This window comes from Streptomyces sp. NPDC046939 (assembly GCF_040644575.1).
In the GTDB taxonomy this organism is placed as follows: Bacteria; Actinomycetota; Actinomycetes; order Streptomycetales; family Streptomycetaceae; genus Streptomyces.
This window is the reverse complement of sequence record NZ_JBEYWV010000078.1, coordinates 1-1104: the sequence shown is the minus strand read 5'-3', so window position 1 is coordinate 1104 and position 1104 is coordinate 1. Positions and strand designations below refer to the sequence as shown.

Below are 1104 nucleotides of genomic sequence, written 5' to 3'. Positions count from 1 at the left end.
TAAGTGGGCGTTTGATTTGGTGTTGTCTGTTTGGTTTGGGGTTAGGTGTCACGCCAGGTGGGGGTGTTTTCGCGGGTGAGGCGGCGGGTCATGAGGTCGATGGCCGCGATGTGGATCATGGCGGCGGAGCGGTGGGGGTGCTGTTCGAAGTCGCGGACGAGGCGCCGGTGCTGCATGAGCCAGCCGAGGGTGCGTTCGATCACCCAGCGCCGGGGCAGCGGGGTGAACCCGCGCACGGCGGGGTGGCGTTGGACGACTTCGAGGTCGAGGCCGAGGGTGGCGCTGTGCTCGATGACGGCGTGCTTGTAGCCGGCGTCCGCCCAGACCTTGGTCAGGGTGGGGTGGGCGGTGGCGACGGCGGCGAGGAGCGGGCGGGCGGCGTGGCTGTCGTGGATGTTGGCCGCGGTGACCGCGACGGCCAGCAGGAGCCCGAGGGTGTCGGTGACGAGGTGGCGTTTGCGTCCGGCGATCTTCTTGGCGGCGTCGAAGCCCTGGTCGGCGAGGCGTACATTGGCGGAGGTCTTGACGCTCTGGGCATCGATGAGGCAGGCGCTGGGTTCCGCGTCGTGTCCGCTGGCCGTGCGCGACAGGCGGCGCAGGGTGCCGGTGAGTTGCTCGAAGATGCCGTCGCGTTCCCAGTGTGCGAAGTAGCCGTAGACCGTCTGGTGGGGCGGGAAGTCGTGTGGCAGGTAGCTCCAGGGGATGCCGGAGCGGTCGACGTAGAGGATGGCGTCCATGATCCGGCGCAGGTCATGGGTGGGCTGGCGGATCTTCGGGGTGCGGGCGTCGCGCCAGGCCTCCAGGACCGGGCGGATGAGTTCCCAGCGGGCGTCGGAGAGGTCGCTGGGGTAGGGCCGTGGCTCGGGCATGGTTCTGGCGTACTGCCGGGTGCGGGCTCGCGCCAGGGCGTGGGGGAGGGCCGGGCGTTGCGGTGCGGTCCGGGCATTTCTAATTGAGTCGGGGCGTATGCGGAGGAATGGCCTGTCGACGGTGACAGGCGGGTCCACAGAGCAAGCTGGCGCGGACTCCGGCGTCTGGCCGCTCAACAGCGGTAGCCCGAAGCTCAACTTATGCCCTCAAAAGGTAATCAAACGCCCACTAAGA

General features: G+C 68.4%; 1 protein-coding gene. It reads right to left on the bottom strand.

The window, feature by feature from the left end; genetic code table 11:
• Positions 1-41: 41 nt before the first annotated feature.
• Positions 42-869, bottom strand: coding sequence for an IS5 family transposase (locus ABZ877_RS39665; RefSeq protein ID WP_361081585.1), 828 nt, complete (start codon positions 867-869; stop codon positions 42-44).
• Positions 870-1104 lie beyond the last annotated feature (235 nt).